This window comes from Micromonospora sp. NPDC047074 (assembly GCF_040643815.1).
In the GTDB taxonomy this organism is placed as follows: Bacteria; Actinomycetota; Actinomycetes; order Mycobacteriales; family Micromonosporaceae; genus Micromonospora.
Window position 1 is genome coordinate 441409 of sequence record NZ_JBEYVB010000001.1, and the last position, 20947, is coordinate 462355.

Annotated in this window: 19 protein-coding genes; 10 read left to right on the forward strand and 9 right to left on the reverse strand. The window is 71.5% G+C overall.

What is annotated here, in order from left to right; translation table 11 throughout:
* Nucleotides 1-12: 12 nt before the first annotated feature.
* A complete protein-coding gene (gene dnaN / locus ABZ809_RS02120) occupies nucleotides 13-1146 on the reverse strand; it encodes a DNA polymerase III subunit beta (protein ID WP_357560469.1) in 1134 nt (377 codons plus the stop codon).
* Between the two features lie 791 nt (nucleotides 1147-1937).
* The gene (gene dnaA / locus ABZ809_RS02125) at nucleotides 1938-3788 is read right to left on the reverse strand and encodes a chromosomal replication initiator protein DnaA (protein ID WP_357560470.1); all 1851 of its coding nucleotides are present in this window, start codon (nucleotides 3786-3788) and stop codon (nucleotides 1938-1940) included.
* A 684-nt stretch (nucleotides 3789-4472) separates the two neighbouring features.
* Between dnaA and rpmH the strand changes: the two genes are divergently transcribed.
* The 9 genes from rpmH (at nucleotide 4473) to ABZ809_RS02170 (ending at nucleotide 13003) form a co-directional block, all read left to right on the forward strand.
* Entirely contained in the window at nucleotides 4473-4610 is a 138-nt protein-coding gene (gene rpmH, locus ABZ809_RS02130) for a 50S ribosomal protein L34 (protein WP_089002791.1), read from the forward strand.
* 36 nt (nucleotides 4611-4646) lie between these two features.
* Complete coding sequence (gene rnpA, locus ABZ809_RS02135; RefSeq protein WP_357560471.1) at nucleotides 4647-5060, forward strand: ribonuclease P protein component; 414 nt, start codon at nucleotides 4647-4649, stop codon at nucleotides 5058-5060.
* 44 nt (nucleotides 5061-5104) lie between these two features.
* Entirely contained in the window at nucleotides 5105-5344 is a 240-nt protein-coding gene (gene yidD / locus ABZ809_RS02140; protein ID WP_357560472.1) for a membrane protein insertion efficiency factor YidD, read from the forward strand.
* A 3-nt stretch (nucleotides 5345-5347) separates the two neighbouring features.
* A complete protein-coding gene (yidC, locus tag ABZ809_RS02145; protein ID WP_357560473.1) occupies nucleotides 5348-6325 on the forward strand; it encodes a membrane protein insertase YidC in 978 nt (325 codons plus the stop codon).
* Nucleotides 6326-6539: 214 nt separating this feature from the next.
* Complete coding sequence (locus ABZ809_RS02150; RefSeq protein WP_357560474.1) at nucleotides 6540-7130, forward strand: R3H domain-containing nucleic acid-binding protein; 591 nt, start codon at nucleotides 6540-6542, stop codon at nucleotides 7128-7130.
* A 4-nt stretch (nucleotides 7131-7134) separates the two neighbouring features.
* Entirely contained in the window at nucleotides 7135-7995 is an 861-nt protein-coding gene (gene rsmG / locus ABZ809_RS02155) for a 16S rRNA (guanine(527)-N(7))-methyltransferase RsmG (protein ID WP_357560475.1), read from the forward strand.
* Between the two features lie 277 nt (nucleotides 7996-8272).
* Complete coding sequence (locus ABZ809_RS02160) at nucleotides 8273-9574, forward strand: AAA family ATPase (RefSeq protein WP_357560476.1); 1302 nt, start codon at nucleotides 8273-8275, stop codon at nucleotides 9572-9574.
* Nucleotides 9575-9601: 27 nt separating this feature from the next.
* The gene (locus ABZ809_RS02165) at nucleotides 9602-10648 is read left to right on the forward strand and encodes a ParB/RepB/Spo0J family partition protein (RefSeq protein WP_357560477.1); all 1047 of its coding nucleotides are present in this window, start codon (nucleotides 9602-9604) and stop codon (nucleotides 10646-10648) included.
* Between the two features lie 1623 nt (nucleotides 10649-12271).
* Nucleotides 12272-13003, forward strand: a complete 732-nt coding sequence (locus tag ABZ809_RS02170) for a hypothetical protein (protein ID WP_357560478.1) — start codon at nucleotides 12272-12274, stop codon at nucleotides 13001-13003.
* 74 nt (nucleotides 13004-13077) lie between these two features.
* Here ABZ809_RS02170 and ABZ809_RS02175 read toward each other — a convergent pair whose 3' ends face one another.
* Both ABZ809_RS02175 and ABZ809_RS02180 read right to left on the reverse strand, forming a co-directional pair.
* Nucleotides 13078-14076, reverse strand: coding sequence for a D-alanine--D-alanine ligase (locus ABZ809_RS02175; RefSeq protein WP_357560479.1), 999 nt, complete (start codon nucleotides 14074-14076; stop codon nucleotides 13078-13080).
* A gap of 7 nt (nucleotides 14077-14083) precedes the next feature.
* Complete coding sequence (locus tag ABZ809_RS02180; protein WP_357560480.1) at nucleotides 14084-15397, reverse strand: PLP-dependent aminotransferase family protein; 1314 nt, start codon at nucleotides 15395-15397, stop codon at nucleotides 14084-14086.
* Between the two features lie 294 nt (nucleotides 15398-15691).
* On the opposite strand from ABZ809_RS02180, the gene ABZ809_RS02185 reads away from it, so the two are divergent.
* Nucleotides 15692-16357 carry a GNAT family N-acetyltransferase gene (locus tag ABZ809_RS02185; RefSeq protein WP_357560481.1) on the forward strand — a complete coding sequence of 222 codons (666 nt, stop codon included), beginning with the start codon at nucleotides 15692-15694 and terminating at the stop codon, nucleotides 16355-16357.
* 4 nt (nucleotides 16358-16361) lie between these two features.
* Here the strand turns inward: ABZ809_RS02185 and ABZ809_RS02190 are convergent, their stop codons facing one another.
* The 5 genes from ABZ809_RS02190 to sigM form a co-directional block, all read right to left on the reverse strand.
* Nucleotides 16362-17525 carry an N-acetylmuramoyl-L-alanine amidase gene (locus tag ABZ809_RS02190; RefSeq protein WP_357560482.1) on the reverse strand — a complete coding sequence of 388 codons (1164 nt, stop codon included), beginning with the start codon at nucleotides 17523-17525 and terminating at the stop codon, nucleotides 16362-16364.
* A 152-nt stretch (nucleotides 17526-17677) separates the two neighbouring features.
* On the reverse strand, nucleotides 17678-18001 hold the full coding sequence (trxA, locus tag ABZ809_RS02195; RefSeq protein ID WP_132235478.1) for a thioredoxin: 324 nt from the start codon (nucleotides 17999-18001) through the stop codon (nucleotides 17678-17680).
* Between the two features lie 33 nt (nucleotides 18002-18034).
* Nucleotides 18035-18988 carry a thioredoxin-disulfide reductase gene (gene trxB, locus ABZ809_RS02200; RefSeq protein ID WP_357560483.1) on the reverse strand — a complete coding sequence of 318 codons (954 nt, stop codon included), beginning with the start codon at nucleotides 18986-18988 and terminating at the stop codon, nucleotides 18035-18037.
* Between the two features lie 179 nt (nucleotides 18989-19167).
* The gene (locus ABZ809_RS02205; protein WP_357560484.1) at nucleotides 19168-20142 is read right to left on the reverse strand and encodes a hypothetical protein; all 975 of its coding nucleotides are present in this window, start codon (nucleotides 20140-20142) and stop codon (nucleotides 19168-19170) included.
* Nucleotides 20139-20942 carry an RNA polymerase sigma factor SigM gene (sigM, locus tag ABZ809_RS02210; protein ID WP_357560485.1) on the reverse strand — a complete coding sequence of 268 codons (804 nt, stop codon included), beginning with the start codon at nucleotides 20940-20942 and terminating at the stop codon, nucleotides 20139-20141. The genes ABZ809_RS02205 and sigM overlap by 4 nt, the downstream gene beginning before the upstream one ends.
* Between the last annotated feature and the right edge of the window lie 5 nt (nucleotides 20943-20947).

The window sequence follows — 20947 nt, forward strand, 5'->3', positions numbered from 1 at the left end:
TGCGGGATGCGATCAGCGGGAGACGCGGATCGGCATGATGAGGTACCGGTACCCGGGGATGACCTCGCCATCCTCGCCCGCGGGCGAAATCACCGCGGGCTTGAAGGCGTCGACGAACGAGAGCACGGCGAACTGGGCCCCCAGGTTGGTCAGGCCGTCGATCAGGTACTGGGGGTTGAAGCCGATGGTCAGCGGGTCGCCCGTGAAGGTGGCCTCCATGGCCTCGCTGGCCCGCGCCTCCTCGGTGCCGCCGGCCTCGACCACCAGGCCGTCGGCGCTGAAGCTGAGCAGCACCGGGGTCGTCCGCTCGGCCACCAGGGCGACCCGCTTGACGACCTCGATCAGGGTGCTGACGGGCACCCGCGCCTCGGCGTTGTGGCTGGCCGGGAAGAGCGAACGCACCGGCGGGTAGTTCGCCCCGTCGAGTAGCCGGCTGGTGGTGCGCCGGGTGCCACCGGCGAAGCCGATCATTCCCTCGCCGGTCTTGCCCTGGGAGAGCGCCATGGTGACCTGCCCGCCGATCGGGCCGAGCGCCTTGGCGGTGTCGTGCAGGGTCCGGGCCGGCACGAGGGCGTTGAAGCTCACCTCGGGGTCGTCCGGGTTCCACTGCATCTCGCGCAGGGCCAGCCGGTAGCGGTCGGTGGCGAGCATGGCCAGCGTGCCGCCGGAGAGCTCGATGCGTACGCCGGTCATCATCGGCAGCGTCTCGTCGCGGCCGGCGGCCACGGCGACCTGGGCGACCGCACCGGCGAAGGCGGCGGCGTCGACCGTGCCGGCGCTCTCCGGCATCTCCGGCAGGGACGGGTAGTCCTCGACCGGCATGGTGGGCAGGGTGAACCGGGCGCTGCCACAGACGAGTTCGAGGTGGGCGCCGACGGCGGCGATGTCCACCGGTTTGGCGGGCAGCGCCTTGGTGATCTCGGCCAGCAGCCGACCGGAGACCAGAGCGGCACCGTCGGCGTCGCCCTGCACCTCGACGGTGACCTGGCTGGAGACCTCGTAGTCGAATCCGGAAACCTGCAGGTTGCCGTCGGTGACGCGCAGCATCACGCCGGCGAGCACCGGTACGGACGGCCGGTTGGGCAGGCTCTTCGCGGTCCAGGCCACGGCCTCGGCGAGCGCGTCTCGCTCCACTCGGAACTTCATCAATGCCTCCGCGTCGACGTCAGCGACAACTCTCTCATGCCGACCGCTGCCTACCGACCCGCCTGTCCGTGCGGGTACCCATCGCACCTTATGGCGCGTGAGCATCGGCCGTGCGCCCGACCCCGTGGATCCAGGTGCCGGGGCGACCGCCGACGGCGGTGCACGGCCCGATCCACAGGAAGTCCAACGGTGATGATTGGTTTTTGTTCTCTTAGAAGAGATAACTCGTCATCTTCATCGCACCTGTGCAAACTGTGGAGAACCTGCGTCTGCGCAGCTCAGGCACGTTATCCACCGGTGGTTTACCTGTGGAGAACCAGGGGTATAACCCGCCTGGCGGTCCACAGGCGGCCGGCGTCCCCAGGTTGTCCACCGTTGTCCACCGGTTGTCCACCGGTAATCCACCGACTTTCTCCCCAGTCCTGTGGATAGCGGGAAAGGGTGTGGACGCCGTTGTCCCCAGAACCTTCAACAGGATCCCCACAGGCGGACCGTCTTCGGTGGACAACGGACCGGTTGTCCCCAGGCGTCCACAGGGTCGTCCCCAGGGTTTGTCCACAACCTGTGGGTAACCGCGAGGTGGGCGGACGGTAGTTGTCCACAGGCAGTGGACAACGAGCTGTGGACAACGATCCGAGCGGCGAACGGACACGGCCCTGATGTTGTGGTCTCCACCATGTCGAGGGTCAAGCCGTGGCCCGCTGTGGAAGACGAAAAAGCGCCCGGCCGGTGGTCCGGCCGGGCGCGTCGGGTCCGTCCCCGTCCGCCGTACGGATGGGGTGGGGCACGTCTCAGGTGTTCTGCTTGATCCGGTTGGTCAGCTCGGCGATCTGGTTGTAGAGCGACCGGCGTTCGGCCATCTGCTGGCGGATCTTGCGGTCGGCATGCATGACGGTGGTGTGGTCCCGGCCACCGAACGCCTGCCCGATCCGGGGCAGCGAGAGGTCCGTCAGCTCCCGGCACAGGTACATGGCCACCTGACGGGCGTTCACCAGCACCCGGGATCGGGAATGGCCACGCAGGTCCTCCAGGCTGACCCCGAAGTAGTCGGCGGTGGAGACCATGATCTGGTCGGCGGTGATCTCCGGCCCGGCGCCGTCCGGGATGAAGTCCCGCAGCACCTCCTCCGCCAGCGACAACTCGACCGTCGAGCGGGTCAGGCTGGCGAACGCGGTCACCCGGATCAGGGCGCCCTCCAACTCCCGGATCGAGTTCGACACCCGCGAGGCGATGAACTCCAGCACGTCCGGCGGCGCGTACAGGCGCTCCTGCGCCGCCTTCTTCTGGAGGATCGCGATCCGGGTCTCCAGGTCCGGCGGCTGGATGTCCGCGAGCAGCCCCCACTCGAAGCGGGTACGCAGCCGGTCCTCCAGGGTCGCGAGCTGCTTCGGCGACCGGTCGGAGGTGATGACGATCTGCTTGTTCGCGTTGTGCAGGGTGTTGAACGTGTGGAAGAACTCCTCCTGGGTGCGCTCGCGGTTCTCCAGGAACTGGATGTCGTCGATCAGCAGGATGTCGACGTCGCGGTAGCGCCGCTGGAACGCGCTGGTCTTGTCGTCCCGGAGCGAGTTGATGAAGTCGTTGGTGAACTCCTCGGTCGAGACGTACCGGACCGAGCGCGCGTTGCCGAGCGTCGTGGCGTAGTGCCCGATGGCGTGCAGCAGATGCGTCTTGCCCAGCCCCGAGCTGCCGTAGATGAACAGCGGGTTGTACGCCTTGGCCGGCGACTCGGCCACCGCGACGCTCGCCGCGTGGGCGAAGCGGTTGGAAGAGCCGATCACGAACGTCTCGAACATGTACTTCGGGTTGAGCCGGTTGCCGCCCGTGTCGGCGCCGGGCAGCCGGCGGTCCTCCCGGACGCCGGGGCGGTGATCCGCGCCACTCCGGCCGGGCCCGTTGTCGGTGCCGGTGTCACGGGGCAGCGCGCGGATTACGTGCTGGTCCCGGGGGGAGACGGCGTCCTCGCGGTAGCGCGGCTCGTACCCACGGGCGTCGGCCGTCGGCGGATCCAACTGGGCGGCCTGCTCCTCGTAGCCCCGTCGCTCCCCGGCGCCCCGGGCCGGAGCGGACCGGTCAGGCCGGGACGGCTCGGCGAAGGCCGTGCTGAAGAGCGCCTCCTGCCCGTCCCGGTCGCCCGGACCCGGGCGGTGCCCGCCGTCGCCCGGCGTCGGGGAGGACGGGTCGGGCCGCCGCTGGGGGTGCGCCTGCTCGGGGATGAGGGGTGGCTGCCCGGTGTCGTGGCCCGGGCCGCCCCGCTGCCCGACTATCCCGTCGAAGCCCACCGGCGCGTCGGCGAAGTCGAGCGGCCCGCCGTCGTGGTCGGCCGGCCCGGGCTCCGGGGCGCTGCGGTAGACGGTGCCGGCCGGCCGGCCGGAGCCGTCGTCGGGCAGCCGTACGGTCACCGCGACCTGGATCGGCCGGCCCAGCCGGCGGGTGAGCGCCTCGGTGATCGCCGGGCGCAGCCGGGACTCGATCACGTCCCGGGTGAAGGCGTCCGGAACGGAGAGCAACGCGGTGTCCTCGACGATGGCGCGCAGCCGGGTCAGCCGCAGGTAGGCCCGCTGCTGCGCGGAAATGATCTCGTCGGCGAGCTCGTCGGTCGTCGCCGTCCACACCGCGGCAAGGTCGGTCGTGCCGGTCACCGTCGTGCCACCCCCTCGCCTCTGCTCCGACGACGCCGCCGCCTACTCCGGTCGGCCCTCCCTGACCCGTCGCTGTTCGCGCGGGTGGGACGACACCCACCTGGGCGGCCGACCGGTTCTCGTCCACAAGTTATCCACAGCCTGTGTACGTACCGATTGTGGCCACCCGCCGGACGCGGGTCGGACCTGCCCCCTGCCTGAACGGGCGCTGAAGCGGGTTCACCGTGCCGAACGATTCACTGCCTTGTCCGGTCTTGCCCGCCAGCGACGACCGGACGTTTCGACGCTGACCGCAATCGGGCACGGTAACAGCGTTGTCGGCGCGCCATCAACCGCCGACGCGCGGTGGCCCTTGGCAACATCAGCGAAAACCGCCGCTTCGGTCGCCGGAGCGGTCCGGTGTCCGCCCTGCTGAGGGTGTTTGACGGTGGTTGCGGCCCTGCGTAGGGTGGAATGGCTGCTCTCTCGCCCTCTGCTAGGGTGATGGGTGCTTGCTGTCCGCGGTCGCTTCCCCGCATCGCCGAGGTCCGCGTCGCCGGGCAGCGTCGCATCGATTGCAGCCTGAGTCGATTGCAGCACCGAATCGATCGCAGCACCGATCGGGGGCCACCGCCGAGGTGGCCTGGACCACCACACGACCCCGGCGACCCCTCGTCCGAGGCGTACGAAAACGGAGAGCCTGACGTGAGCAAGCGCACCTACCAGCCGAACAACCGCCGGCGCGCGAAGACCCACGGCTTCCGGCTGCGCATGCGCACCCGGGCCGGCCGCGCCATTCTTTCGACCCGTCGGTCCAAGGGCCGCGCCCGCCTGTCGGCCTGAGGCCGACCGGGGCAAGTCCGGGGAACGTGGGCAGTCGTGCTGGCGGCCGCACAGCGACTGCGGCGCAGCACTGACTTCGCCGCAGCGGTCCGGGGTGGCCGTCGCGCCGGCCGTGGCGCCGTCGTCGTCCACCTGAGCCTGCCGACCCCCGACGCGGCGACAGTAACCTCGCCGGAGCCGGCGCGGAGCAGCGGTGCGGAGCAACCCTCCGGGCCGGCCCGCGCCGGCTTCGTCGTGTCCAAGGCTGTCGGCAACGCCGTGGTCCGCAACCGGGTCCGGCGCCGCCTGCGGCATCTGGCCCGCGAGCGGCTGGCCGAGCTGCCCGGCGGAAGCACCCTGGTCGTACGGGCGTTGCCGGCTGCGGCCGAGGCGTCGTACCCGCGACTCGGTGCCGACCTGGACGCGGCGATCGCCGCGGCGAGGGCCCCCCGCGGACGGCGGTCCCGGTGACGTCAGGACCAGCCACGTCTCGGCCGGCCACGATCGGTGCCCGAGTGCTGAGCGGGCCCATCATCGCGTACCGTCGGTGGATAAGTCCGGCTCTGCCGGCCCGCTGTCGGTTCTACCCGTCGTGCAGCGCCTACGCCCTGGAGGCGGTGGCCCGGCACGGCGCTATCCGGGGAGCGGGCCTCACGGTCCGGCGGTTGTTGCGCTGCCACCCCTTCCACCCAGGTGGACACGACCCGGTGCCGGAGCCGGGCGGCCGCCGCCGTGCCGATGTGACTGGAGCCTGAGAATTGAGTCTCGACTGGATCTACTACGCGATTTCGTGGATCCTGCTGGCCTGGCATGGGGCCTGGGACGCCATCGGGGTGCCGGACGGGGCGGCGATCGGCAGCAACTGGGCCTGGATCCTCGCCATCATCTTCCTGGTGGTCACCGTCCGGGTGATCCTCTTCCCCGTCTTCGTCAAGCAGATCAAGTCGCAGCGTGCCATGCAGGCGCTCCAGCCGAAGGTCAAGGCGCTGCAGGAGAAGCACAAGGGTGACAAGGAGACGCTCCAGAAGGAGATGATGGAGCTCTATCGGAAGGAAAAGGCCAACCCGCTCATGGGCTGCCTTCCGATGTTCCTCCAGATCCCCGTCTTCCTGGGCCTCTTCCACGTGCTCCGCCGGCTCGACCCGGCCAACCAGGGCAAGACGCTCTACGGCTGGACGGTCACCCAGTTCGAGAGCGCCTCGGCCGCCAAGCTCTTCACCGCCCCGATCGCCGGCAAGTTCGGCTCCACCGCCGAGGAGTTGGCTCGGCTCGGCGCCAACGGCACCACCGTGAAGATCATTGCCGGCATCCTGGTGCTGGTCATGATGGGCACCACCTACCTCACCAGCCGCCAGATGATCCTCAAGACCGGCTGGGCCGAGGACCCGCAGCAGCGGATGATCCAGAAGCTGATGCTCTACGGCATCCCGCTGTCCCTGCTGATCTCCGGCGCGATCTTCCCGATCGGTGTGATCATCTACTGGGTCACGAACAACCTCTTCACCCTCGGCCAGCAGCAGTGGGTGCTGCGGAAGTTCCCGCCGCCGCCCACCGCCACCAGCAAGCCGGGCACCTCCGCCCGCAACCCGGTGCAGCCGGCCAGGACCGGTGGCCTGCTGGGCCGTAAGGCCGCTCCCCAGCCGCCGGCCAAGCCCGCCGCGCCAAAGGTCGCCGGCCCCAAGCCGGGCGCCAAGCCGGTCAACCCCAAGAAGGGCCCCGCCAAGCGGCAGGGCTGAGAGCCTCCGGGCCGCCGTGGGGAGACCTGCGGCGGCCCGTTCCGCACCGTGCAGCCGCCGGATGGCCGGCGCCGGGCGGAACCGCCGCGCGCGGCGCGGTCACGGGCGAGACTGCCCGTACGACAGACGTGCCCGTGGGCACCGGCGACCTCCCGCCGGCCCCGGGAAACCAACGGACCCGACGGTCCGGCCGAGCGACTACGGAGATGAAACCGTGACCGACACCAGCACCCCCCACGCCGACCAGTCCCTGGGCGACGAGGGGACCGAGCCGACCGCGGTGAACGGCGAGACCGAGGGGACCGACGAGGAGCCGGGCACCAAGGAGAAGAAGGCCGCAGGCGAGAGCGAGCTGTTCCGGCAGAGCGAGATCGCGGCCGACTACGTCGAGGGGCTGCTCGACATCCTCGACTACGACGGCGACATCGACGAGTTGGTCTCCGGCGGTCGTCCCGTCGTCGAGGTGGTCGGCGGCCGGCTCCAGAACCTGGTCGGTCAGCGCGGTGCCACCCTGGAGGCGCTTCAGGAACTCGCCCGGCTGGCTGTCTTCCGGCAGACCGGCACGCCGAGTCGGCTGCTGCTCGACGTCGGCGGCTACCGGGCCAACCGCCGCAAGGAGCTCGCCGCCGTCGCCAGGAACGCCGTCGAGAAGGTCAAGGAGCACGGCGAGCCCGTGCGCCTGGAGCCGATGTCCGCGTTCGAGCGCAAGTGCGTGCACGACGTGGTCAACGCGATGAGCGGCGTGGAGAGCGAGTCCGAGGGTGTCGAGCCGAACCGGCGCATCATCGTCCGGCCGGCGGACTGACCGGGTGACTCACGACGACCCCACGGCCGGTGCCGTGGCCGGCCCGGGCGGCACGCCGCCCGGGCCGTCGCCTGTCCGGGACGAGCCGACCGTGCACCCTGACTCCACCCCGCCCACGACACCCGAGGACCGGGCCCCGTCGCCCACCGACGCGGTGCTGCCGCCGGAGTTGGCGGGCGCGGCGCGTACCCTTTTCGGCGACCGGATCGACCTGGCCGCCGCGTACGCCGAACTGCTGGCCACCGACGGCGTGGTTCGCGGCCTGATCGGCCCGCGCGAGGCGCCCCGGATCTGGGACCGCCACCTGCTCAACTGCGCGGCGGTGGCCGAGCGGATCCCGGAGGGTGCGACGGTGCTCGACGTCGGCTCCGGGGCCGGACTTCCCGGCCTGGTCCTGGCCATCGCGCGTCCGGACCTGACCGTGACCCTGATCGAACCCCTCGCCCGGCGCACCTCGTTCCTCATCGAGACGGTGCAGCGGCTCGGACTGGCGAAGACGGTCCGCGTCTTCCGGGGGCGGGCCGAGGAGGCGGCGACCGGCTCGACTGGCGTCGGCCCGTTCAGCGGGGACGTGGTGACCGCCCGTGCCGTCGCGCCGCTGGACCGGCTGTCGACCTGGTGCCTTCCGCTCGTCGTGCGCGGCGGACGGCTGATCGCCCTCAAGGGCGCGTCCGCGGCCGACGAGGTCGCCGAACACGCGGAGACGGTGGCGCGGCTGGGCGGCGGCGAGCCTGAGGTACGCCGTTGCGGCGAGGGAGTGATCGATCCGCCGACGACCGTGGTGGAGATCGTGCGGGAACGGGTGGTCGGCCCCCGGCCGAAGGCTCCGAAGGGGTCGCGCGGCGGTCGGAATCGGCGACGCTGAATTCGGTCGCACGCCGCGCCGGTTGCCGCGCAATGGCTTCCCGTCTGCCCGTTGTGTCGTTGAAACCGGTACGGGTGGACGGAAGGATGAGAACCCGACGTGGACCGGCTGCGCCCGTGAGCCGTAGGCTGGCCGCGCGTCGATAGTGTGGAGCGGGCGGCAACGGATGTTCACCGGTCCCGACCGCTCCCGCCGGGCCGTACGCTCGCGCGGTGCGATCACGTGCGGCCAGTTGACGGGGTGCGGACCGACCATCCGAAGCGGGCAGGGATGACAGGTGCATGACGACGGCAGGTACGACGATCCGCGCGTGACCGGGTCACGCGACCCGGTTTCACGTGAAACCGACTACCCGAGCTGGTCCCCCGACGAGCCGTCCCGTGGCCCGTCGATCCAGCCGCAGGACTGGGAGCCGGCCGCCCGGCCGAGTGCTGCGGAGCCGGACGCGCCAGCGCGGGCGGCAGTCGACGGGCCATACCCGGGTGGTGCGGCCGGCGGTCGGGTGATCCCCATCCGCCGCAACGCTTCGTCCCCGGCCCGGTTCGAGTCCGCCGTGCCGCAGCAACCCACCCCGGACGCGGTGCCGGACGCGTCCCCCGACCCCGTATCCGTCACCGACACGTCCGGGCCCCCGGCCGGCTCCTACGAGCCCGCTGCCGCCGAGGCCGCGTACGTTTCACGTGAAACCCCGACGCGCGAAGAGGATGACCCACCGTTGGCTATGGAGGCGATGCGCGCCGTGCAGATCCTGAATCCGAGTGGCGAGGTGATGATGCCTCGGCCGGAGCGGACCCGGGTCATGTGCGTCGCCAACCAGAAGGGCGGCGTGGGAAAGACCACGACCACGGTGAACCTGGCGGTGGCGCTCGCCCTGCACGGTAACCGGGTCCTGGTGGTCGACCTCGACCCGCAGGGCAACGCCTCGACGGGGCTGAACGTCCCGCACCACACCGGCGTGCCCGACGTCTACGACTGCCTTATCAACAGCGTGCCGCTGGCGGAGGTCGCCCAGGGGGTAGAGGGCATCCCGAACCTCTGGTGCGTACCGGCCACGATCGACCTCGCAGGTGCGGAGATCGAGCTGGTGTCGGTGGTCGCGCGCGAGTCCCGGTTGTCCCGGGCCATCGAGGCGTACCCCGGTCACTTCGACTACGTCTTCATCGACTGCCCGCCCTCGCTCGGTCTGCTCACGGTCAACGCGCTCGTGGCCGCGCAGGAGGTGCTCATCCCGATCCAGTGCGAGTACTACGCGCTGGAGGGGTTGAACCAGCTGATCAACAACATCAACCTGGTCCGGCAGCACCTCAACCCCAGGCTCGACGTCTCCACCATCCTGCTCACCATGTACGACCGGCGTACCCGGCTGGCCGACGCCGTCGAGCAGGACGTCCGGAACCACTTCGGCGACAAGGTGCTCCAGGCGGTCATCCCCCGCAACGTCCGGGTTTCGGAGGCACCCAGCTACGGTCAGTCGGTGATGACCTACGATCCGGGATCGCGGGGGGCGACGAGCTACTTCGAAGCCGCCCAGGAAATCGCCGAGCGCGGGATCAAGGAGCCGGTGGGCCGGAATGGGTAGTGGGGAACAGTCGCTGGGAGGCGTGGCATGAAGAACCGTCCTCGGGGCGGTCTGGGGCGAGGCCTCGGAGCACTCATCCCGACCGGGCCGCCGCCGACCACCGCGGTTGAGCCGACCACCACGGCAGTGCCGGCCGTCCCGGACGAGCCCGCTGTCGGCGTTGCCACCGCCGTGCCGACCGAGCCGCCGCCGGCCGTGGCGAGCCAGCCCGTGGCGGCACAGCCGGAGCCAGAGCCCGCGCTCAGCCCGGTGCCGGGCGCCCGGTTCGCCGAGATCCCGGTCGACGCCATCGTGCCCAACCCGAAGCAGCCCCGCCAGGTCTTCGACGAGGACGCTCTGGAGGAGCTGAAGACCTCGATCCAGGAGGTCGGCTTTCTCCAGCCGATCGTCGTACGGCAGCTCGACGACGAGAAGTACGAGCTGGTCATGGGTGAGCGACGCTGGCGGGCCGCGCAGGCCGTCGGGCGGGAGAACATTCCGGCGATCGTCCGGGACACCCGCGACGACGCCATGCTCCGGGACGCGTTGCTGGAGAACATCCATCGGGCGAACCTGAACCCGCTGGAAGAGGCTGCCGCCTACCAGCAACTGCTGGACGAGTTCGGCGCCACCCACGAGGAGCTGGCCAGGCGGATCGGGCGGAGCCGACCGCAGATCTCGAACACCATCCGGCTGCTCAACTTGCCCGCCCAGGTCCAGAAGCGGGTCGCCGCTGGCGTGCTCTCGGCCGGGCACGCCCGAGCGCTCCTCAGCCTCGACGAGGCCGACGCACAGGAAAAGCTCGCGCTCCGGATCGTCGCCGAAGGGCTCTCGGTGCGGGCGACCGAGGAGATCGTCGCTCTGGCCCTGAGCGACGGTACGAGCAAGAAGGAGACGGCCAAGCGCCGTCCGAAGCCGCACGCCCCCGCCCTGACCGATCTGGCCGACCGCCTCTCCGACCGTTTCGACACCCACGTGAAGGTCGACATCGGCCGGAGCAAGGGCAAGATAACGATCGAGTTCGCGACGGTCGACGACCTGGAGCGGATCGTCGGCATCATCGGCGTCGGCCAGGAAGAGGAGCCGGAAGCCTGATCTCTGGCGTACCGCCGGCCGCGTGACCCACAGGGTCACGCGGCCGTGTCATGTCTGGCCGCCGCCGTCGTGCGTTCCTCTGCCCGAAGCGGGGGATGCCGCCGGGGATTCAGAGGGGACGCACCGGCCATCGCCGAGCGGCTCGGCGACGGCCGGGGTTCTGCCCAGCGGCTGTGTCGGCTCGAAGGGCGAGGCTTGTCGGGGTGGGTGCTCCGGTGGCGATCGAGTGCCTGAGATCGTCAGGGCGGAGGCGGAAGCCGTGCCGACAGCGGAACAGCACCGAACGCGGTAGCCGGCCCGGACTCGGCTCATGGCCCTGAGCGCGGCCCGCCCTCGCCCGCGCGCTGCCCCTACGCGCTCTGGAGCCCGTGCCGCGCCTTGAGAGGAATCGCCTTCCGAAGCTGACGCGCCTAAATCGACCCGCGCTCGGAAACTCTCCCGTCTCCCGTCTCCCGTCTCCCGTCTCTCGTCTCCCGTTTCACGTGAAACGGGAGCACTCCAGGAGGCGCCCGAGACCTCTGGACGGGCAGAGCAAATGACCGCTGAGCCCACGCCAGGGAGGGCGGGCCGACGGGAACCCCAAGAACCGCCCCTGTGGCCCGCAGAAGGCAGGAAAGAGGGCCGGACCACTCCGAGTGCAGGATCGGGTCTGCGGGGCCCCGTAGCGCTTCCTGGCGGGCTCGACCAATGCCCATCCCGAACCGGCGGCCGCCCCCGACAAGACGCAAGGACGGCCTCGCGGCGATACCCGGCCAACGGCGCGTCCGACGAGCAGGGCAGGGAACGTCCCTGCCGAGGCAGTTAGGCACAGGCTGGTTTCACGTGAAACCAGCCGGGCTCGTGCACGCCGTCCAGGTCGGCGGATTGAGAGGGGTTCGACGGCCCGGCTCTTGGCGAGATCGGAAGCTTCGGATCGGCCGCCCGGAAGCGGTCAACGGCTTGCCGTAGCGGCTACGCCGCCAAACCCGCAGCGGCAGTCCTCGCTCGTCTCGGCCCATGGTCGCCCTGGCGTTGGCCCGAGCTACTGGGTGCACGACGTATGGCGTTGACGTCGGTCCGTTTGGACGTCATCGGAAGGCCTGCCTGTGGACAGAGACCCACCCCGCCGGGGCGGCGTTGGAGGATCCGACACGACCCGGCAGTTTGTGGCCGTGTGTCACAGGGAGCAGGGCGAGGCTGAGCGACTGAGAGCAGTGCCGCCCCGGGATGCAGTGCTGTCGGCAGGTCCCCACCGACACGCGCTGCCGCCCGCCCCTGCCCTCGGCGAATCCCGGACGCGCGGATTTCTCCTGCCAACAGAACCGCCGGTGGGACGGATGGCACAGGAGAGCGGGGACGCCCTGCCGGCCGCTCTCCCGTTTCACGTGAAACGGCGCGCGTCCGCTGCCGGTCGGCACCCGGCAGTGGACGCAAGTTATCCACACCGGTTATCCACAGGGGCACCCCCCGCCGGGTGAATTCCCGCGTGAAACGGGGTGTCAGCCTGTGGATGACGGCAGGTGTGCGGCGTCCCGTCGGCCTGTGGATAGCTGTGGACAAAGCCGCGCCGGCTATCGCGGTCGCGCTGCCTCGTTGATCGTTCGGGTGGGGACAGCGGTCCTGGAACCGGTTAGTGTCAGCGTCGTGCACGACACCCCTCCCTCTGCTCCGGACTTCACCCAGTGGCCGTCCTTCCCCTTCGAGGGCGACCTTCGCGTCAAGCAACTCGATGACCCGGTCCCGGTCGAACCGCCGCGTAAGGGCGAGGGGCACCGGGAATGCACCGCCTGCAGCGCACCCGACGACGCCTACATCTGGGTGGGCGAGCGGTGGCGGGTACGCGCCATGGATCGCCCGACCGGGCTGCCGATGGTGTTGATCCTGGAATCCCGTTCGCACCTGGACCTCGGCGACCTGCCGAACCTGCTCGCCGCCGAGCTGGGTGTGATGACCGTCCGCCTGGAGCGGGCGATCCGGTCCCTCGACGGGGTCGCCCGGGTGCACGTCAACCGATGGGGCGACGGTTCGGCGCATCTGCACATCTGGTTCCTGGCGCGGCCGTACGGTCAGCTCCAGCTACGGGGAACCTTCCTCTCCCTGTGGGACTCCATCCTGCCGGCCATCTCCGAGGCGCAGTGGCGAGAGAATCTCGCCATGGTCGCCGCCTGGTTGGCGGAATTCGGAGGCCGGCCGCTCGCCGAGCCGCCGCGCATCCAGTGGCAGGCGCCGTCCAGCTTCGCGGGCCAGCCCATGGCGGGCGGCGACCCGCCGGAGGGCGAGGCGGTGTCCGTCATCTCCTCCGCCGAGGAGATTCCGCCGGCAGAGGTGCCGGAGGCCGGGCCGACCGCCACGGACGAGAGCCGGTCCGACGCCTGACGCGCCGCGGGCGGCCACCCGAAGGAGATTCCTCGGGGTGGCCGCCCGCGGCGCGTCAGGCCAGAAGCGGGGATTCAGGAGTGGCGGGCCACGGCGCGGGCCACCAGGGACCCGAGCATCCTGCCGAAGTCCAGACCGGCCGCCTGCACCGCGAGCGGCAGCAGGGAGGTCTCCGTCATCCCCGGTGAGACGTTGACCTCCAGCACGTGCGGCTGGCCGGCCGAGTCCACGATCAGGTCGACGCGGCTCAGGTCACGCAGGCCCAGCGCGTTGTGCGCGGCCAGCGCGACGTCGGCGACCGCGTCGGCCACCTCCGGCTCCAGCCGCGCGGGCGTGTGCCAGGTGGTGCGGCCGGCCGTGTACCGGGCGGCGTAGTCGTACACCCCGTTGCGGGGCACGATCTCCACCGCCGGCAGGGCACGGGGTCCGTCGCCCAGGTCCACCACGGAGACCGCGACGTCCATGCCGGGCACGTACCGCTCGACAAGCGCCGTGGAGTCGTACGCGAAGCAGCCGACCATCGCGGCCGGCAGGGACGCGGCCTCCCGGACCACGGCGGCGCCCAGCCCCGAGCCGCCCTGGGCGGGCTTCACCATGAGCGGCAGGCCCAACCGGTCGACGATCCGGTCCAGCACCGCCACGGCGCCCAACTCGGAGAACCGGTCGTGCGGCAGGGCGACCCAGTCCGGGGTGGGGATGCCCGCCTCGCGGAGCACCGCCTTGGCCGACGGCTTGTCCCAGGCGAGCCGCGACGCGCGGGCGTCGCACCCCACGTACGGGATGCCGCAGAGGTCGAGCACGCCCCGCAGCGACCCGTCCTCGCCGGTGGCGCCGTGCAGCGCGATCACCACGGCGTCCGGCGGGTCGGCGGCCAGGGCCGGCAGCAGCGCCACGTCGGCGTCCCGCAACTCGGCTTCCATCCCGACGGCGCGCAGCGCGTCGAGCACCCGACGGCCGGACCGGAGGGAGACGTCACGTTCGTAGGAGAGGCCGCCGGCGAGCACCAGCACGCGCAGGTCGGTGGTGACGGCGGAGCCGGTCACGAGAGAACGGTCGGCAGCGGTGGGAGCCATGCCGGAATCATGCCAAGTCGGGTCCCGGCGCATCCGCGCCGGCCTGCCTCCGCCGCGTGCCGGGGCGGCCGACCGCGCCGAACACCCGCCGCATGGCGATGTCCTGCTCCATCACGCCGGCCAGCCGGCGCACCCCCTCGCGGATCCGTTCCGGCGACGGGAAGGAGAAGTTCAACCGCATGTTGTCGCCGCCGGTGCCGTCGGCGTAGAAGCCGGTGCCCGGCACGTACGCCACCCGGGCGGCGATGGCCCGCGGCATCATCGCCTTCGAGTCGAGGCCGTCGGGCAGGGTCGCCCAGACGAAGAGACCGCCGCCCGGCGTGGTCCAGGTCGTGCCGGCCGGCATCAGGTCGTCCAGCGCGGCCAGCATCGCGTCGCGCCGCTCCCGGTAAACCTCCCGGTAGACCTTGAGCTGCTCCCGCCAGGGCATGGTGCCCAGATAGGTGGAGACGGCGGCCTGCGCGTAGCCGCTCGGGCAGAGGATCTGCGCCTCACTGGCGATGACCAGCTTGTCGCGGACCGCGTGCGGCGCGAGGATCCAGCCGACCCGCAGGCCCGGGGCGAAGGTCTTGGAGAAGGTGCTGAGGTAGAAGACCCCGTCGCGGCGCCGAGCGCGCAACGGCGCCGGCGCGTCCCCCTCGAAACCCAGCTGGCCGTACGGGTCGTCCTCGACCACCAGCAGGCCGGCCCGCTCGCAGATGTCGAGCACCCGCTCGCGCCGCTCCTCGGTCAACGTCACGCCGGTCGGGTTCTGGTAGGTCGGGATGGTGTAGAGGAACTTCACCCGCCGGCCGGCGCGCGCCTGCTCGGCGATGGCCGCCTCCAGCGCCTCCGGGATCAGCCCGTCGTCGTCCATCGGCACGTGCGCGACCTGAGCCTGGGCGGCCTGGAACACCCCGAGCGCACCGACATAGGTCGGCCCCTCGGCGAGCACCACGTCACCCGGGTCGAGGAAGAGACGGGCCACCAGGTCGAGGGCCTGCTGCCCGCCCACGGTGACCACCACGTCGTCCGGGGAGGCGCCACAGGCGGCGTCGATGCCGGAGAGCGCCATCACCTCGCAGATCCGCTCGCGCAACTCCAGGGTGCCCTGGCCGATGCCGTACTGGAGGGTGGTGGCGCCGTGCTCGGCACCGAGCCGGCCGAGCATCTCACCGACGGCGTCGAGCGGCAGCGCCGCGATGTAGGGGGCGCCGCCGGCGAGCGAGACCACCTCCGGCCGGCTGGCCACCGCGAAGAGCGCGCGGATCTCCGAGGCGGTCATGCCCCGCACGCGCCGGGCGTACCGGTCGGTGTAGTCGTCGAGCGTCGTGCCGGTCATGACATCACCTCGATGGCTGCTCGGGTGGCTCCCGCCCCGGCGTACCCGGGACACCGACGGCCATGGCGACGCGGGATGCCGGTTGTCGATCCTAGTCCCCCCAGGTCAGGAGCGTCGCTGTGACGTGATAGGCGTCCACATCGCGGACCGCCGGCCGGTGCCCGGAACGTGGGGCATTCGCGCGTCCTCTCCCGTGGCGTCCGTTCGCGGCGTACGATCGCTCGTCGGGAGCAGGAGGGCGGCGTGGTCGTGCCGTGCCGGTCCCAGCTTCGAGCCTAATGTGGGGATGCGCCAATGTCGCGACGTCTGGTGAGCTTGACCCTCGACACCTTGGAGGACCTGCCCCGTCCGTGCCGGGAGTGCGTCTACTGGGAGCTTGATCCGGTTTCTGCGGACCGGGCGTGCGCCGCCGGCGACCCGGGGCTGGAGAAGGAGGCCTGGGTCTCGCAGACGCTGCTGGAGTGGGGGTCCTGCGGGAAACTCGTCTACGTCGACGGCATGCCGGCCGGTTTCGTGCTCTACGCCCCACCGGCCTACGTGCCCCGCTCGATGGCGTTCCCCACCTCGCCGGTATCCGCCGACGCGGTGCTGCTGATGACGGCCAACGTGGTGCCCGCGTTCGTGGGCGGTGGGCTGGGCCGGATGCTGGTCCAGGGCGTCGCCCGGGACCTCACCAAGCGTGGTATCAAGGCGATCGAGGCGTTCGGTGACGCCAAGGTCGGCGACGCGGCCGACCCCGCCGGCACCTGCGTCGCCCCGGCCGACTTCTTCCTCTCCGTGGGCTTCAAGACCGTCCGCCCGCACCCGCGCTTCCCCCGCCTGCGGCTGGAGCTGCGTACCGCGTTGAGCTGGAAGTCCGACGTCGAGTACGCGCTGGAGAAGCTGCTCGGCTCGATGAGCCCCGAGACGTTGCTCCGTCCGGTCCGGCCGACCCCGGCCACCCGCTCGTCCGTCGGCTGACCGCTCAGTCCACCACCGTGCCGGCGGCCACGACCGCCCGCAGCTCGCTCACGTCGATCGAGCCGGTGGGGACGTCCCGCTCGACGGGGAAGTACATTCGCTGCACGGCGGCCACGATGGCTTCGACCACCCTGTCCCGGAACCGGGGGTCGATCAGCCGGGCCCGGTCGGCGGGCGAGGTGAGGTAGCCGACCTCGACGCGTACGGCGGGCATCCGGGTGAGCCGGAGCAGGTCCCAGGCCTTCGCGTGCGTACGGCAGTCCCGCAGCCCGGTACGCGCGACGACCTCGCGCTGCACCAGCCCGGCCAGCCGCTCCCCGGTCGCCGAGGTCACCCCGTTGTCGGTGCCGTAGTGGTAGGTCGCCACGCCCTCGGCCTCCGGGTTGTGGTGCTGGTCGACGTGCAGCGAGATGAACACGTCGGCACCGAGCGAGTTGGCCAGCTCCGCGCGGCTGACGTCCGGCAGGCACTCCTCCGGCGCCGGCCCGCGGGTGAGCTGCACCCGGACCCCGGAGGCGGCGAGCCTGCCCTCCAGCCGGCTGGCCAGGTCGTGCACCAGGTCCGCCTCCGTCCAGCGCAGCGGTCCGTCCGGAACCACCACGCCCGGATCGGTGCCCCCGTGGCCGGGGTCGATGACGACGGTCCGGCCCACCAGCGTCGGGCCGGACTGCCGGATGGCGTCGGACTCGCGCAGCCACTGCGGCCGCCCACCGACGACCTTGCGGCCGAGCCTGCGCAGCGCGTTCATGGTGTGCGGCCCGCACGAGCCGTCGGGGGTCAGTCCGACCTCGCGCTGGAACTGGGCGACCGCCCGGGACGTCCGTACGCCGTAGATGGCGTCCGCGCGCCCGACGTCGTAGCCCATCTCCAGCAGCCGTTCCTGGAGCGAACGGACGTCCTCGCCGGTGAGCGGCTCGGGAATCGCGTGGTAGAGGGTGCGGGCGCCGAGCCGCCAGCGGGCGGCGTCCAGGGCCCGCCAGGTCTCCGCGCCGACCCGACCGTCCACGCTGAGCCCCCGGGACTGCTGGAAGGCCCGCACGGCCCGCTCGGTGTGCGCGTCGAACTCGTCGGCGTCCGGCGCCGTCGGGACGAGCAGGTCGAGGCCGGTCAGCACCGTACGGATCTCCGTTACAGCGGGTCCACGGTCACCGGGTCGGATCGGACGCACGCACGACCCCCTCTGTGCGACGGTTGCTGGCCGGGCGGCCCCCGGGGTTGAGGTTATGCGTTCTTGCGGTTCCAGGTGCGGTGCGCCGGGAAAAAGGCGTCGACCCCGTACCCGGCGGACCGGATTCGGGGTCGACGTCGCGTTTGTGCAGCTCAGAGCGCCGATTCGATGAGCCGCACCAGCTCACCCTTCGGCTTGGCGCCAGCGATCGACTGCACCGGCTCGCCGTTCTTGAAGACGGTGAGGGTCGGGACCGACATCACCCGGTAGGCGCGGGCGGTCTCCGGGTTCTCGTCGATGTTGAGCTTGACGATGGTGACCTGGTCGCCCATCTCGCCTGCGATCTCCTCCAGCAGCGGCGACACCTTGCGGCACGGGCCGCACCACTCGGCCCAGAAGTCCACCAGAACCGGCTTGTCGGACTTCAGCACGTCGGCGGCGAAACTCGCGTCGGTGACCGACTTCGTTGCTCCCACTATTGACCCTCCTCCGGGATGTGTTTCCGTTGTTCAGCCCTGCAACGTGGCGATGAAGCGCTCGGCGTCCAGTGCGGCGGCACAGCCCGTACCGGCGGCGGTGATCGCCTGCCGGTAGGTGTGGTCCACCAGGTCACCGGCGGCGAACACGCCGGGCACGTTGGTCCGGGTGCTGGGTGCCTCAACCTTGACGTAGCCCTCGTCGTCCAGGTCCACCTGCCCCCGGAACAGCTCGCTGCGGGGGTCGTGACCGATGGCCACGAACACGCCCGTGACGTCCAGGACCTTGGACTCGCCGGTGTGCGTGTTACGCACCCGCACCCCGGAGACCTTGCCGTCGTCGCCGAGGATCTCCTCGACCACGGTGTTCCACTCGACCTTGATCTTGTCGTTGCTCAGCGCCCGATCGGCCATGATCTTGCTGGCCCGGAAGGAGTCCCGGCGGTGGAGGATGGTGACCGACTCGGCGAACCGGGTGAGGAAGCTGGCCTCCTCCATCGCCGAGTCGCCGCCGCCGACGACCACGATGTGCTGGTTACGGAAGAAGAAGCCGTCACAGGTCGCGCAGGACGAGACGCCGTGGCCGAGGTACTCCTGCTCGCCGGGAACGCCGAGCGGGCGCCACGCGGAGCCGGTGGTGAGGATGACCGCCCTCGCCCGGTACGCGGTCTGCCCCACCCAGACGGTGCTGACGGCGTCGGAGCCGATAGTGCCGGTGTCCTTCAGCTCGACCCGTGTCACGTCGTCGGTGAGGAACTCCGCGCCGAACCGCTCGGCCTGCTTGCGCATGTTGTCCATCAGTTCCGGGCCGAGGATGCCGTCGGCGAAACCGGGGAAGTTCTCCACCTCGGTGGTCGTCATCAGCGCGCCGCCCGACTGCACGCCCTCGATGATCAGCGGCTTGAGGTTGGCGCGCGCCGCGTAGACCGCCGCCGTGTAACCGGCGGGCCCGGAGCCGATGATGATCAGGTTGCGGACCTCGTCCACTGCCGTCTCCCGAGTGTGTTGTTCGCCATCGGCGCGCACCGATGCCGATCCGATGCCGACGCCCCTCGCGGTGCCGGCAGTCTGATGTGCAGAACGTCATCGTACGAACCGGGGATTCCCGAGCCGGTCATCCGGTGGGTCAGGTCACGTGGACGGTCAAACGTCCGGTGGCCGCGAATTCACCCTACCCGCGCGCGGTGGCGGCTGTCCGAGCCGGACCCGGGGACGCCGCACTCCGGACCGGTCGCCCAGGCCCAGCTCGCGCCGGCGGCGTCGGTGAAGCGTACGACCAGCGCCGGCAGTCCCTGGAACCGGGCGTAGTCGACCACCTCGACCACCAACGGCCCGTTGCCGTGCTCCGCCCTGATCGCCTCGATGCAGGCGGCGAGCGCGCCGGGGTCGGTGAGCCGGTCGAGGCCGAGCGCCAGAGCGGGCCGCCGCCCGCCCTCCGCCTCGACACCCGGCACCGCGGACCGACCGCCGGCGGAGCCCTGTGACTTCTTCGCCAACGCCGAGAGCCTGGCCAGGGACTCCGGTGTGTAGTCCGTGCCGCTGGACACCGACGGTTCGCCGGCGACCCGGAACGGGGTGGCGGCCTCGGGGCTGACGCTCTCGCGGCTCGCGCTGCCCGGCAGGGCGCTGTCCCCGGTTCTGCTCGACTGCTGGTCCCCGGTGAGTTGGCTGACGCCGAGCCCGACCGCCGCGACCGACACCGCGGCAAGCGCGACCGGCCCGGCCACCCTGGCCCAGCGGCGTCGCCGTCGCCCCGGCCCGGTGCCTCCGCCGCGCCCCGGCTCCGACCGGGGTACGCCGGCAGGACGCCGCCCGGAGCCGCCGAGCGGCTGCTGGGGCACCGCCCCGACGCCCGGCCTGGATGCCACCGGCCCGTCGGCCACCTCGGTGGCGTGGGCCAGGGCGCTGACGATCCGGTCGGCGACGTCCGCCGGCATCTCCACCGAGGGTGCGCCCCAGTCGGCCAGATCGGCGTGGACGCCCGCCAGGGCCGGTGCCAACAGCGCGTGCGCCTGCGCCCAGGCAGGGTCCTCGTCGACCAGCCGGGCGACGAGGACCTCGTCCGGGGTGCCGTCCAACGCCCCGCCCAGATAGTCGGCGAGCAGGTCGTGGTCGACCTCCCTGAACCCCCCGGCAGTCACGCGTCCTCCTGGTGGGCATCCCGCCGGGACCGTCCCGACACCGATCGGACGCCCTCGGGCGACCGTGGGTTCCCCCGGGTGACGGCCGGCACGTCCGGACCTGTCGTCGGGGCGGATTTCGACCCCGGCGTAACGACCTGTCGCTCCGCCTGCCGGGTCACGGGGCCGGGGCGCAGGTGCCCGAGCTGGGCCGCCAGGCGGGCCCGGCCCCGGGCGCACCGGCTCTTGACCGTTCCCTCGGCCACGCCGAGGATCTGGGCCACCTCGGCAACGGGGTAGCCCTGCACGTCAACCAGGATCAGCGCCGCCCGCTGTTCGGCCGGCAACCCGGCGAGCGCCTGACGGACCACGAGCGCGGTGTCGTGGTCCTCGACGGGGGCCGCCGGTTCGACACCCCCGGTGGCGGCGCCTGAGTCGTCCCGGGCGCCGTCCGGTAGCGGCACCGTGGGATGCGCCTGGCGCCGGCGGATCCGGTCCAGGCAGGCGTTCACCACGATCCGGTGCAGCCAGGTGGTGACCGCCGAGTCACCCCGGAACCGGCCGGCGGCCCGGTGGGCGGACAGCAGGGCGTCCTGGAGGGCGTCAGCGGCCTCCTCGCGCTCGCCGAGCGTGCGCAGGGCCACCGCCCAGAGCCGGTCGCGGTGGCGGTGGAAGAGCTCGGCGAAGGCGTCCCGGTCGCCGGCCACGTGGGCGTGCAGGAGATCGAGATCCGTGGCCCCGGACTGCGTCGACGACGTGACCGGTGAGCCGCTTGCCTCGCCCACCGGTCCACCGGTCGTGCGCTCCTCGCGTACGCCCATCACCA